The 12,413-nt window shown below is 68.2% G+C and carries 12 protein-coding genes and 1 pseudogene; 7 read left to right on the forward strand and 6 right to left on the reverse strand.

The genetic code is table 11. From position 1 onward, the window contains the following. Window positions 1-87 precede the first annotated feature (87 nt). From metK to ACIREI_RS02020, 7 genes and pseudogenes are all read left to right on the forward strand, one after another. Window positions 88-1,281 (forward strand): methionine adenosyltransferase, encoded by a 1,194-nt coding sequence (metK, locus tag ACIREI_RS01990; RefSeq protein ID WP_403326262.1) that lies wholly within the window; start codon window positions 88-90, stop codon window positions 1,279-1,281. A gap of 1 nt (window position 1,282) precedes the next feature. Continuing rightward, on the forward strand, window positions 1,283-2,251 hold the full coding sequence (locus ACIREI_RS01995) for a carbohydrate kinase family protein (RefSeq protein WP_403326265.1): 969 nt from the start codon (window positions 1,283-1,285) through the stop codon (window positions 2,249-2,251). A gap of 52 nt (window positions 2,252-2,303) precedes the next feature. Further along, the gene (metF, locus tag ACIREI_RS02000; protein WP_403326863.1) at window positions 2,304-3,218 is read left to right on the forward strand and encodes a methylenetetrahydrofolate reductase [NAD(P)H]; all 915 of its coding nucleotides are present in this window, start codon (window positions 2,304-2,306) and stop codon (window positions 3,216-3,218) included. A 493-nt stretch (window positions 3,219-3,711) separates the two neighbouring features. Then, a pseudogene (locus ACIREI_RS02005) lies at window positions 3,712-3,858 on the forward strand (3-dehydroquinate synthase); the annotation flags it as partial. A gap of 189 nt (window positions 3,859-4,047) precedes the next feature. Next, window positions 4,048-4,791 carry a VOC family protein gene (locus tag ACIREI_RS02010; protein ID WP_403326268.1) on the forward strand — a complete coding sequence of 248 codons (744 nt, stop codon included), beginning with the start codon at window positions 4,048-4,050 and terminating at the stop codon, window positions 4,789-4,791. Between the two features lie 458 nt (window positions 4,792-5,249). Next, window positions 5,250-5,930 (forward strand): magnesium transporter MgtE N-terminal domain-containing protein, encoded by a 681-nt coding sequence (locus ACIREI_RS02015; RefSeq protein ID WP_403326271.1) that lies wholly within the window; start codon window positions 5,250-5,252, stop codon window positions 5,928-5,930. Next, window positions 5,923-6,609, forward strand: coding sequence for a magnesium transporter (locus ACIREI_RS02020; RefSeq protein ID WP_403326274.1), 687 nt, complete (start codon window positions 5,923-5,925; stop codon window positions 6,607-6,609). Before ACIREI_RS02015 ends, ACIREI_RS02020 begins: the two co-directional genes overlap by 8 nt. A 906-nt stretch (window positions 6,610-7,515) precedes the next feature. Here the strand turns inward: ACIREI_RS02020 and ACIREI_RS02025 are convergent. Genes ACIREI_RS02025 through ACIREI_RS02050 form a run of 6 tightly spaced genes read right to left on the reverse strand, consistent with a single transcriptional unit; the run spans window position 7,516 to window position 12,192 of the window. Further along, complete coding sequence (locus ACIREI_RS02025) at window positions 7,516-8,559, reverse strand: LLM class flavin-dependent oxidoreductase (RefSeq protein ID WP_403326277.1); 1,044 nt, start codon at window positions 8,557-8,559, stop codon at window positions 7,516-7,518. Beyond that, window positions 8,556-8,783, reverse strand: a complete 228-nt coding sequence (locus tag ACIREI_RS02030; RefSeq protein ID WP_403326280.1) for a 4-oxalocrotonate tautomerase family protein — start codon at window positions 8,781-8,783, stop codon at window positions 8,556-8,558. The genes ACIREI_RS02025 and ACIREI_RS02030 overlap by 4 nt, the downstream gene beginning before the upstream one ends. Window positions 8,784-8,794: 11 nt before the next feature. After that, window positions 8,795-10,282, reverse strand: coding sequence for an aldehyde dehydrogenase (locus tag ACIREI_RS02035; protein ID WP_403326283.1), 1,488 nt, complete (start codon window positions 10,280-10,282; stop codon window positions 8,795-8,797). Beyond that, window positions 10,275-11,006 (reverse strand): alpha/beta fold hydrolase, encoded by a 732-nt coding sequence (locus tag ACIREI_RS02040; RefSeq protein ID WP_403326286.1) that lies wholly within the window; start codon window positions 11,004-11,006, stop codon window positions 10,275-10,277. Before ACIREI_RS02040 ends, ACIREI_RS02035 begins: the two co-directional genes overlap by 8 nt. An 11-nt stretch (window positions 11,007-11,017) precedes the next feature. After that, entirely contained in the window at window positions 11,018-11,569 is a 552-nt protein-coding gene (locus ACIREI_RS02045) for an amino acid synthesis family protein (RefSeq protein WP_403326288.1), read from the reverse strand. After that, window positions 11,566-12,192 carry an amino acid synthesis family protein gene (locus ACIREI_RS02050; RefSeq protein ID WP_403326291.1) on the reverse strand — a complete coding sequence of 209 codons (627 nt, stop codon included), beginning with the start codon at window positions 12,190-12,192 and terminating at the stop codon, window positions 11,566-11,568. The genes ACIREI_RS02045 and ACIREI_RS02050 overlap by 4 nt, the downstream gene beginning before the upstream one ends. Window positions 12,193-12,413 lie beyond the last annotated feature (221 nt).

Raw genomic sequence — 12,413 nt, forward strand, 5'->3', positions numbered from 1 at the left:
ACCCCCGAGGAGCTCTCCGGCCCGGCCCCACGACCCAGCACACCGATCAGCCAACAGTCAGCAGCCGCTGCGACCCCAGGGAGAGCCATGTCCCGCCGCCTGTTCACGTCGGAATCCGTGACCGAGGGCCACCCCGACAAGATCGCCGACCGGATCAGCGACACGATCCTCGACGCTCTCCTCAAGGAGGACCCGCAGTCGCGGGTCGCCGTGGAGACCCTGATCACCACCGGCCAGGTGCACGTCGCCGGTGAGGTGACCACCGCGGCGTACGCGGACATCCCCGGACTGGTCCGCGAGGCGGTCCTCGACATCGGCTACGACGCGTCGAAGAAGGGCTTCGACGGCCGCTCGTGCGGGGTGTCCGTCTCGATCGGCGCCCAGTCCCCGGACATCGCGCTGGGCGTGGATCCGGCAGACAAGGGCGGCGACGCTCTGGAGACGCAGGGGGCGGGCGACCAGGGGCTGATGTTCGGGTACGCCTGCGACGAAACGCCGGAATTGATGCCTCTGCCCATCCAACTGGCGCACCGGCTCTCGCACCGGCTCTCCCAGGTCCGCAAGGACGGCATCGCACCGTATCTGCGCCCGGACGGCAAGACCCAGGTCACCATCGAGTACCTGGGCAGCCGGCCGGCCCGCCTGGACACCGTGGTCGTCTCCGCACAGCACGCCGGCGACGTCGACCTGGACGGTCTGCTGGCCCCCGACATCCGCACGCACGTCGTCGAGCACGAACTCGCGCGGCTGGCGGACGAAGGCATCAAGCTGGACACGGGGGACCACCGGCTGCTGGTCAACCCCACCGGCCGCTTCGAGATCGGCGGCCCGATGGGCGACGCCGGTCTGACCGGCCGAAAGATCATCATCGATACATACGGCGGCATGGCCCGTCACGGCGGCGGCGCCTTCTCCGGCAAGGACCCCTCCAAGGTCGACCGCTCCGCCGCCTACGCGATGCGCTGGGTCGCCAAGAACGTCGTCGCGGCCGGCCTCGCCCGCCGCTGCGAGGTCCAAGTCGCCTACGCCATCGGCAAAGCCGATCCGGTCGGGCTGTTCGTGCAGACCTTCGGCACCGCCACCGTGCCGCACACGGCCATCGAGTTCGCCATCAAGCAGGTCTTCGACCTGCGCCCGGCCGCCATCATCCGCGACCTCGACCTGCTGAGGCCCATCTACGCCCAGACCGCCGCCTACGGTCACTTCGGACGCGAACTGCCCGACTTCACCTGGGAGCGCGTCGACCGTGTCGATGCCCTGCGACGTGCGGCGGGGTGCTGAGATGAGGATCGCCGTCACCGGCTCCATCGCCACCGATCACCTGATGACATTCCCCGGCCGTATCGCCGACCAGTTGCTGGCCGACCGCCTGGACCATGTCTCGCTGTCGTTCCTGGTCGACACCCTTGAGATCCGAGACGGAGGCGTGGCCGCCAACATCGCCTACGGGCTGGCCTGCCTAGGACATCGCCCCCTCCTGGTGGGCGCCGTCGGCGTCGACTTCCACCCCTACGGCCAACGGCTGGCCGAGCGGGGCGTGGACGTCTCGGCCGTCCACATCTCCACCACACGCCATACGGCCCGCTTCCTGTGCACCACCGACCCGGACGGCAACCAGATCGCCTCCTTCTACCCGGGCGCGATGACCGAAGCATCCGCCATCGACCTGGCCGGGGTCGTCCGCGACCATGGCGGCGTCGACCTCGTCCACATCGGCGCGGACGACCCTTCCGCGATGCTCGGCCACACCCGCGCCTGCCGCGCCCACGGCCTCCGCTTCATCGCCGACCCGTCCCAGCAACTCGCCCGGCTCGACGGCGAGGAGATCCGCGAACTGGTCGACGGTGCCGACCACTTGTTCACCAACGAATACGAACACGGACTGCTGCTCGCCAAGACGGGCTGGACACGAGCCGACGTCCTGAAGCGGGTCGGCACCTGGGTCACCACCCTCGGCGAGAAGGGCAGCCGCATCGAACGCGCCGACGACCCCACGCTCGACATCCCCGCGGTCCCAGAGGCGACAGTCGCCGATCCGACCGGTGTCGGAGACGCCTTCCGGGCCGGCTACCTGGCCTCCTTGACCATGGGCCAGAACGCCGTGGCCTGCGCACGCGCGGGATCCGCCCTGGCAGCTCTCGCGCTGTCCTCGGTCGGCACCCAGACCTACACCGCTTCCCCTTCGCGCCTGCGCGACCTGTTGACGGCCGCGTACAACGCAGACGTCCCCGCCGTCACGGACCAGCCGTAGGAGGTGATCGGGCGTGACCGCATCCACCTTGGCCCCCACGCCTGTCCCGACGATCCGACGAGGTCCTGCCGAACTGATCGCGGCCGGCCACTCGTCGTACTCGTTCGAGTTCTTCCCACCCAAGTCCGCCAGAGGCGAGCGATCCCTCTGGAGTGCGCTGCGCCGCGTCGAGACCCTCAACCCTGCTTTCGTATCGGTGACGTACGGAGCAGGCGGCGCCTCCAGGGAACGAACGGCCGCCCTCACCGAACAGATCGCGGAGAACACGACGCTGCGCCCGGTCGCCCACCTCACGGCGGTCGGCCACTCGAAGGCCCAACTGCGCACGATCATCGGCCGCTACGCCGATGCCGGCATCCGTGACGTGCTCGCGCTGAGGGGAGATCCTCCCGGAGACCCGCAAGGTCCATGGATCCCACACCCGAACGGGCTGAACCACGCGGCTGAACTCGTGGAACTCATCCGAGAATGCGGCAACTTCAGCATCGGCGTGGCAGCCTTCCCCGAGCGGCACCCGCGCTCACCCGACTGGGACAGCGACATCCGCCATTTCGTGACCAAGTGCCGAGCCGGCGCGGACTACGCCATCACCCAGATGTTCTTCCGGGCCGAGGACTATCTTCGGCTGCGCGATCGGCTCACCGCCGCAGGGTGCGACACGCCGGTCATCCCAGAGATCATGCCGGCGACCCGCTACGACCAGATCAGTCGATTCGCTCACCTCAGCAACGCCACGTTCCCCGACGACCTGGCGATGCGCCTGCGGACCGCGCAGTACGACCCCCGTGAGTCCCACCGCATCGGCGTGGATCACGCCACCGAACTCGCCCAACGCCTGCTCGACGAGGGTGCACCAGGCCTGCACTACATCACCCTCAACAACTCGTCCGCAGCCATGGACATCCACCGAGGGCTGCACCTGCCTACGCCACCCCGCCGTCAGCACACCGGGGAGACGCCCGGATGAGGACCGCAGCAACACCCTCTTCACAAGGTCAGGCCTGGCTCACGCCTCGTAGGCGCATCCAACTGCTTCTCTACAGCGGGCCCTTCAACGAGCTGGGAGCCCTGAGCCACACCACAGCGACCGGTTCCGATCCGGAAAGCGGGAGCCTGCGCACAAAGCGGAGTGATCGCAGACTGGGGCACGGTGGAGAACCGCACAGTCTTCTTACGACCAGTGCGCCATGGCCCTCGCCGCGCAGCTTGACCGCGAGCTGCAGGAGTTGCCCGGCGGGCATAACGGAAACACCACTCACCCGCGGGCCTACGCAGCGCGCACCCGGGAGATTGTCACCGCCGCCCGATGACGTACAGCAGGCTGGCCCAGTACCTCTCGCAAGCTGAGTCAGGCACACGGTTCGCTCTCCGAGGGTCTGTCCCCCTTGGTGGCCCCAGATCAAACCGCCCTCCGGGGCTGGTGTTGAAACGACCTTAGAACCCAGCTCGCCTGGCGGGGCCGCCCTAGCCGTTGGCCACGCGATCAGAAGAAGTCGCACGGCGATCGGCCGCGCTTCATCGTCCTGGACGGGCCGGCCAAGCCGACCGTCCTGGAAGGGGCGGACCCGGTCGCGCCGCTCTCCGCCTATGGCGCAGTGGGCCAGTAGCTCTGATGACTCGCCGACGGGTGACTGAGCGAATTCGTCATGGTCGGCCCAACCGATGGAAGGAATCTGCGAGTTGCCCGCCCGCGCTGGAGTTGGCTGCAGTGGGCCGCCACGCTGGTCGAGCTGAGCCTTGGGCATGGCTGGCTCATCGTGACGAAGATCGATCGCTGCAGTGTGAGGAGAGAAACGATGAAGATCACCCGCCACCTTCCGGGCGCACCGTGCTGGGCGGATCTCGACACCCCCGACGTCGCCTCTGCGCGTGCCTTCTACAGTTCCCTCTTCGGTTGGGACGCCCTGGAACTCCCGGGCGGCTACGTGAACTTCACGCTGCGCGGAGAGAAGATCGTGGGCGCGATCAAGCTCAAGGAGGGGGAGGAGCACTCGGCCGGCTGGAGTGTCTACTTCATGACGGACGATCTGACCGAGACGACGAAAGCGGTGGAGGCGGCTGGAGGCAGCGTGGTCAGCCCTCCGAGGAAGGTGTCGGTCGCCGGCAGTGCCGCCGTCTACACGGCCCCCGACGGAGCGGTCTTCGGCGCCTGGGAGCCGGACAAGCACCCCGGGTCCGGCATGGTGTACGAACCTGGTACGCCGTCTTGGTTCGGACTGAGCACCTCAGATGTCGACGGCTCCACAGCGTTCTTCGCCCAGGTCTTCGGCTGGACGGCCGTAGCGCCGACGGCGGGCGATACCGCTCGCGTGACGGCAGCTGGTGCCTCAGCGGAGTTCGGCGGAATCACAAACGGGTCCGCGATCTTTCCGGGCTGGACCCTGCACTTCGGCGTCGAGGACATCGACACGGCATCCGCGACGGCGGTCTCGCTGGGGGGCAGGGTCATCTCCTCTCCCACAGACGTGACCGGCGTCGGCCGTTGCGCGGTGCTGAAGGACCCGTCCGGTGTGACCTTCGCGCTGGTCACCCGAGCCTGACATCAGCCGTGCGGCCCCGGTGGGCCGGCTCCGTGGAGGGCATTCCCACCGGGGCGATGTCTTGCTTACCTGCACCTATCCTTCGGCCGGCCCATTCGGCATGGAAGAAACCCCGCGAAACAGCAGCACGGGTGGCCCCGTTGTGAACCGCCGGGATGATCTGGCCTGTCGGCACGAGCCTGTCGGCACGAGCCTGTCGGCCGCCGTCCTGTGAATCATCGACGGCCTGTCGGCGCCACCAGGCTGTCGTGGCACAAGCTCTTGCCCGAATGCAGAGGAGGGAGGTGGTTCGCCGTGCAGAGCGAGCCTCCCAGTCGAACCTCGCGTACGACCGTCCTGCGCCTGGCAGTGCTGTGACTTGTCACAGCTGACCCTCAACCAGGAAAAGGGACGGCGTCGGTACGCGCCCTGGCATAGCAGAACCTCCCGCCCCATCGCCTGCCGAGGTGATTCCTGCCATGACGCACATCCAACTGCCCGACGGCGAGCTGCCCACCGAGCTTCAGGACGCATTGGAGCGCCACAATCTGCGTGACGCACAGTACTTGCTGGGCCAGCGCCCACCCCACGTCATCGCCGATGAGCTGGCCCGCATGAACGCCGTCGACGCCGTGGTCGCCTTTCGGCTTCTCGACAAAGATGAAGCGATCAAGGTCTTCGAAGAACTGGAGCCCGTCGACCAGCAGGCCATCTTGATGGGACTGCGGGACGTGGCCTTCCGTGAATTGGTGGAAGAACTGGATCCCGACGACCGTGTGCGCATGCTCCGCGAAGCGCCGGCCAAAGTGGTTCAGAAGGTTCTGGCAGGGCTCAGTGCGCATGAGCGCCAGGTGACCGCTGCCCTGCTGGGGTATCCGGAAGGCTCGGTGGGTCGCTACATGACACCTGAGGTGGTCGCGCTGGATCAGCACCTGACCGTTCAACAGGCGCTGGAGTTCGTCCGATCCAACGGAGGGGATGCCGAGACCGTCTACACGCTGCCTGTGGTGGACACCGGACGCCGCCTGACCGGCGTCGTCGAGCTACGTGAGCTCGTACTCAGCCCGCCAGGGATCGATGTCGTTGACCTCGTCGTCGCCGACGTCCCCCCGCGCGCACGCCGCCGACTCCGCGGAGGACGCGGCGCGGCTGATGCGTGAGACGAACACCCTGGACCTGCCCGTCGTCGATAGTGAGGAGAGGCTCGTCGGGCTGCTCACCATTGACGACGCGGTCGAGGTGATCGAGGAGGCGGACACGGAGGACGTCGCACGGCAGTCCGGATCGGCTCCGTGGAGCGGGCATTACATGGCGGCGACTGTGTGGCAGTTGGCACGTTACAGGGTCGTTTGGCTCCTGCTTCTGCTGCTGGCCGCGACACTCACCGTGACCGTGACGCAGGCGTTCGAGAGCACGCTTGAGAGGGTCACCCAACTCGCGATGTTCATCCCGCTGCTGATCGGTACCGGTGGAAACGCCGGGGCTCAGGCGGCGACAGCCGCGGTACGCGCGCTGGCCTTGGGGGAAGTGCGTGTCTACGACCTGCCCGCGATCGTCTGGCGTGAGTGCCGGGTGGGGGTCGTGCTGGGAACGATGCTGGCTACGCTCGGTATGGCGCTGGGTACGGTGTTCGTGGGCGCGCACATCGCTCTTGTGGTCGGCATTACCCTGGTGATCATCTGCGGGTGGGCGGCGACGGTTGGCGGGGCCATGCCAATCCTGGCGAAACGCCTTCACATCGATCCGGCGGTGGTCTCGGCCCCGATGGTCACGACACTGGTGGACGCCACAGGACTGGTGATCTACTTCCTCACCGCCCGAGCGGTACTGGGCATCTGACCAGGCCCAGACGGTGAGCACTCAGCTGCGTGCCCGCCTCACGGCGAGCGATCACGGTCACTCAGAATGCGATCGGCGGACGGAGATCGAGTGTGGTTGAACGCGGTGGATTGCGGGATCCCGAATTTCGGGAAGCCGCCCGCGCAGGCAAGGAGTGGACGACGGTAGTCGCCATCCAGGGAGTGGTGCCCTCGCCTCTTTGAGCTGCCCCGGCCAGTAATCCCCCGGCTGGTCGGGGCTTCCCTCTACGTCCGGTTTCCCGTGCTTCGGCCCAGCGGGCCGGCTCGTCATCCTGCAGCGATGCAAGGTCGGCGAGCAGCTGCTCGAACGGGGTACGGGCAGCGGCACCAGGCCAGCGGGGATCCGACCAGAAGGATCCGGTCGGCCGAGAGCCCGTAGTTTCCATGCGGGGTGGACGTCGACGGAGCGGACGGCGCACCGGGGTCATGTCCGTCCGTACGACCGACCCCGAACGCCGTCCGCACGGGCTGGTCCCTGCCACCCGCGGCACGGCCAACGGGCGGCGCAACGTCGGATCCCGTACGCCGAGGAGGTTGAGCCGGCACAGCAGGGCGACGTGAACGGACAGTAGCCGTCGCGCTCTTGACGACACCAGCCCGGGATTGAGGAGCAGTTCGAACCACACGAACACGGCAAGCCGGGCGAGCTTCTGCAGCCCGGGCGCGCGGCGGTTGAGCGCGCGCCGCAGCCGGGGATAGTGCCGGTCCGGCTTGACGGAGATCCATTGGCCATCCCCGCGAGCGTGGGGAACAGGGAGAGACCGCGTACCCGCGGACCGTGACCGAGGGACCATCCTCACGGGCGCGGGGAGCAGGTGGTCTGTGGCAGGAGTGGACCTGCCGGGCGGGGACCATCCTCGCACCGGCTCGGCTTGACGTCCTCGCCTTACTGGAACGCGGGCACGACCTCCTTGATGAACAGCTCCAGGGACTTGCGCTTCTCCTCGTGGGGCAGGCTGTTGTCGATCCAGAAGCTGTACTCGTCGACGCCGAGTTCCTCATAGGCGCGCAGCCGCTCGATGACCTCAGCGGGAGTCCCGATCATCGCGGTCTTGTGCAGCGACTCAGGCTGGAACTCCGGTCGGCCATCGAATTTCGACTCCGGGCTGGGCTCCAGGAAGCCGTTCGTCGGGGTGGTCTTGTTGCCGAACCAGGCGTCGAAGGTGCGGTAGAAGCGGTTGATCGCCTCGGCGGCCGGGCGCCAGCCGTCGGGGTCGTCGGGGGAGTGGATGTGCGTGTGCCGGAGCACCATCAGGTCGGGACGCGCTACCTCCGGGTGATTCGCCACGGCGGTGTCGAACTTCCGCTTGAGGTCGGCGACTTCCTCGTCGCCCTTCATCAGCGGGGTGACCATGACGTTGCAGCCCTGGGCCACGGCGAAGTCGTGGGAGGCGGGGTCGCGTGCGGCGATCCACATGGGCGGGGTGGGCTGCTGTACCGGCTTGGGCACGCTGGTCGAAGTCGGGAACTGCCAGATCTCGCCGTCGTGGGCGTAGTCGCCCTGCCAGAGTGCCCGGACGGCTGGCACGAGTTCGCGCAGGTGCTTGCCTCCGTCTGCTGCCGCCAGTCCGCCCGCCAGGCGGTCGAACTCGAACTGGTAGGCGCCGCGGGCGAGTCCGACCTCCATCCGGCCGTTGCTGATGACGTCGAGCAGTGCGCATTCGCCGGCGACCCTGAGCGGGTTCCAGAACGGGGCGATGATGGTCCCCGCGCCCAGGCGGATGGTCGAAGTCTTCGCGGCGAGGTGGGCGAGCAACGGCATCGGGCTGGGGGAGATCGTGTACTCCATGGCGTGGTGCTCGCCGATCCACACGGTGCCGAACCCGCCCGCCTCGGCCATCAGGGCGAGTTCGGAGAGGTTCTCGAAGAGCTGCCGGTGGGTGACCTCCTCGTCCCAGCGCTCCATGTGCACGAACAACGAAAACCTCATGACTGCTCCTTGGCTGCTGCGATGATCGGGCTACCGGCGTCCATCTCGGTGAGGGTGACGTCACCGGTGGCCCAGTGCGTCCTGGGGACTTCGTGGACGACGACGCGGATGTACTCGGGCCGGGTGTTCACGGTGCGCAGGACTGCGGCGTGCACCTCGTGGATCAACTCCCGGATCTGTGCCGGGGTGCGGCCCTCGGCGAGGGTGATGGCGACCTGTGGCATGTCGGCTCCGATCAGCTCCGCATGGTGAACGGGTCGGCCACGGGCTCCTCGCTCGTGTTGATCCAGACGCTCTTCAGCCGCGTGTACTCCTTGATCGTCTCGGTGCCGTGCTCGACGCCCACACCGCTGGTCTTGAAGCCCTGGCGCGGTGACATCGGGGACATGGCCCGGTAGGTGTTGACCCACACGGTCCCGGCATCCAGGCGCGCCGCCATCCGGTGGGCCCGGGCGAGGTTCGTCGTCCAGACTCCGGCCGCGAGCCCGTAGTCGGTGTCGTTCGCCAGCCGTACGACTTCCTCCTCGGTGTCGAACGGCATCACGGCCAGCACGGGACCGAAGATCTCCTCACGTACGACGCGCATGCTGTTGTCGACGTCCACGAGGACGGTCGGCTCGTAGAAGTACCCGCCGAGGCCGCCGTCGGTGGCCCGGCCGCCGGTCAGGACCCGGGCGCCCTCGTCGCGTCCGAGGTCGACGTATCCGGCGACCTTGTCGCGCTGGTCCTCGAAGGCCAGCGGGCCGAGCTCCGTCTTCTCGTCCAGGGGGTCGCCGATGACGATGGTCCGGGCGCGTTCGGTGACCCGCTCCAGCAGCTCGTCGTAGACGGACCGGTGTGCGAACACGCGGCTGCCGGCGATGCAGGTCTGTCCGGCGGCGGCGAAGATGCCGGCGACGACGCCCATCGCCGCGTTCGCGATGTTCGCGTCCTCGAACACGATGTTGGGCGACTTGCCGCCGAGTTCGAGCGTGGAGCCGATGAAACGGCTCGCCGTCGCGGCGGCGATACGCGCCCCGGTGGCGGTGCTGCCGGTGAAGGAGATCTTCGCGAGGTCGCGGTGGTCGACCAGGGCCTGCCCGGCCTCGGCGCCGAAACCGGTGACGACGTTCACCGCACCCGGCGGGAACCCCGCCTCGACTGCCAGCTCGGCGAGCCTGAGCACGGTCGCCGAGGTGTACTCCGAGGGCTTGATCACGACGGTGTTGCCGGCGCAGAGCGCGGGCGCCAGTTTGCTGCTGGTCAACGTCAGCGGAGAGTTCCAGGGTGTGATCGCTCCGACCACACCGAGGGGTTCCCGGGCTGTGTAGTTGAGCACCTGCCGGTCGGAGGTGGGGATGAAGTCGCCGTGGATCTTGTCGGCCAGTCCGGCGTAGTAGTGGTAATACTCCGGCAGCGTGGCCAGCTGGCCACGCATCTCGCGCAGCAGCTTGCCGTTGTCCTGCGTTTCCATACGGGCCAGTTCTTCGGCGTTCTCGGCGATCAGATCGCCCAGGCGCCGCAGCAGATGGCCGCGCCGTGTCTGGCTCAGGTCGCGCCAGCGCGGGTCCTCGAACGCCTTCCGCGCGGCTGCCACGGCTCGCTCGATGTCGGTGGCGTTCCCGCGTGCCGCCCGGTAGAGAACCTCGCGGGTGGCCGGGTTGGTGCTCTCGAAGTACTCGCCCGACGCGGGCTCCACCCGCGCCCCGCCGATGAAGTGCTGCAACGTGGTGAGGTCAGACATGTGAACACTCTCCGAGGAACGTCGTGAGGGAGTCGACCAGTGCCTGGGGACGCTCGACGGGCAGCATGTGACGCGCCTCGGGGACGACCACCGCACGGCAGTCGGGCAGCGCCGCGGCGAGCCGACGGGTCATCTCGGGGGTTGAGCCCGGATCGTTCGCACCCGTCACAGCCAGTGCGGGTACGGCGATGCTGCCCAGGTACGGCCCGAGTTCCGCGTCCGCCGAGGCGAACACGCGATAGCAGCCGAGGAAGGAGTCGACGTGGTTGGCGAGCAGCGTGGCCTCGGTGCGGGCCACCCAGTCGGCGTCGACGTCCGTGCCGTCGTACCACCGCTTCAGGGACGCGGTCGCGCTGGCTGTGAAGTCGGCTTCCGCGGTGCGCAGCCGGGCGAGGACCGAGGTCCGCTCCTCGGCCGTACGCAGGCACACCGAGCTGACCGAGGTCAGGGTCGCCACCAGCCGGGGGCGGTGCAGCGCCAGGTGCTGTGCGACGAGCGCGCCCAGCGAGAATCCGACCAGGTGCGAGCCGGCCGGGATCTCACCGGCCACCCCGTCGGCCAGGTCTGCGAGGATGACTCCCTCGTCCACCGGCCGGCGGGTGCCGTGACCGGGCAGGTCGGGGGCGATCACGGTGAAGCGGTCGGCCAGGAGCTCGGCGGTGGGCTCCCACATGGTGTGGTCGAGCCCGACTCCGTGCAGCAGCACCACGGTGGGCTTGCTCATGAAGGCCTTGCCTACTGCTCGGTCGAGAGCGGTGCCAGGCGCTGCTGGGGGCGCCCCTGGGCGGCCGCAGCGAGCGCGATGACGATCTCGTTCGGGTGGGGGGCGTCGCTGATCCGGACCTCGAAGCTCTGGTGGTGCGAGCGGATCGTGGCGTCGGTGATGTGCTTCAGCGGGATGTCGAAGACGACGCCGGCGGGCCCGCGCTTCTCGACCGCGGGCAGCAGGGTGGTGGCGTTCGCCGCCTTACGGAAGTGGTCACCGAACTTGAGCGTGTGGATCAGCCCCGAGCCGTGCTCGATCTCGCCGTCCAGGCCCACGATGGCCGCCTTGCCGTAGGCCTCGGCGGGCGCTTCGAGTGCGTCGAGCACGGCCGGGGCCAGTAGCGCGCCGAGGCCGGAGGCGTGGGCGTCGATGCCGGGAGTGAGGTCCTCGACGAAGCCCTGACCGGCCCAGGGGTTCTCGATCACCGCTGCGACGACGGCGATCCGGGCCGGGTGGTCGAGCGCGCGGCCGCCTTCGGCGCGGATCTCCTCGACGACGGTCACGATCTTGCGGACGCTCATGAGGCGACAACCTCCAGGGTTTCGGTGGTGACGACGGGGTCGGTCATGCGGTCCCCGATACGGGGGTGCGGGCGCGGCCCCGTGGACGCGGCCGCGACGACGACGATCTCGTCCGCGCGCGGGGCGTCGGAGACGCGGGCGCTGATGGTCTGGTAGTGGCTGCGCGTAGCGGCGTGTGTCTTGTGCCAGAGCGGCACGACCAGCGTCTCACCCGCTTCGGCACGGGTGTCGGCGAAGCAGATGATCGACTCGCCCTGGAGGTACTCCCTCACAAGGTTGCCGAAGTACGGGGTGTGGATGAGGGCACCGGCGTGCTCGATCTCGCCCGCGGTGCCGACGATGGCGGCCTTGCCGAACGATTCGATCTCGTCCACGCCCCCCAGTGCGGTGATGAGCCGGCCGGTCAGCAACGTGGCGAGGACGGGGGCGATGCGCTCCTGCTCCCGGGACAGATCAGCCGTCGGCCCGGTGCCTGCCCACGGGTTCCGTATGACCGCGGCGATGCTGGCTTGCCGCGCGGGCTGTGCTGGTGCCGCGCCCGCCTCGGTCAGGACGACGTCGCGGTAGAGCACCAGCTTGCGGAGACCGATGCTCTCGTCGAGGTGATCCATACGCTCTTGCATGCCACAGGACGATAGGTGTCATCTCCTGCGTCGGTCAAGGGGGGAACCGGAAGGGTGCCCAACCATCCTTAAGTCCTCCTGTCGAGATCAATATTGGATCAATGACCTGGGCTTATGAGTGGCGCGCAAGGTTGTGTTGCGATTCCGCTCGACCAAACCCTTGACGCTCCATCTGTGACGTGCCTTACTGCTGCTTGTATGCCAGACCGGATGGCCATCGG

The organism is Streptomyces sp. NPDC093591, assembly GCF_044764885.1.
Classification (GTDB): Bacteria; Actinomycetota; Actinomycetes; order Streptomycetales; family Streptomycetaceae; genus Streptomyces.